Source organism: Pseudoalteromonas sp. SIMBA_162 (assembly GCF_046535955.1).
GTDB classification, from domain to species: Bacteria; Pseudomonadota; Gammaproteobacteria; order Enterobacterales; family Alteromonadaceae; genus Pseudoalteromonas; species Pseudoalteromonas marina.
In genome coordinates, this window is record NZ_JAWJBQ010000447.1 from 1 (window position 1) to 269 (window position 269).

At 60.6% G+C, this 269-nt stretch carries 1 pseudogene; it reads right to left on the reverse strand.

Annotated features, from left to right (window positions below):
• A pseudogene (locus tag R0J88_RS20430) lies at positions 1 to 188 on the reverse strand (S49 family peptidase); the annotation flags it as partial.
• Between the last annotated feature and the right edge of the window lie 81 nt (positions 189 to 269).

Below are 269 nucleotides of genomic sequence, written 5' to 3' on the forward strand. Positions count from 1 at the left end.
AATGCCAGCGTCGCGAGTGCCTCCTGGGCAGTCAGGCTGTCGCCGGACACCGCATCCGTCATGCTGCTGATCCCAAGCTGGCCTGCGAGCGCGCAAAAGAAAACCCGCGCATAGGCGGGTTCAAGCATCAGCGGCTCATTAAAGGCCATGCTGGCAATATGCGGGAGATTACGCAGCTCTGCTGTCACTCTTCTCCTCCTCTGTTGATTGTCGCAGCCCGGATTCAAATGCTGCAGCCGCCCAGGCGGGCGGTTTAAGACCGGCTGCAC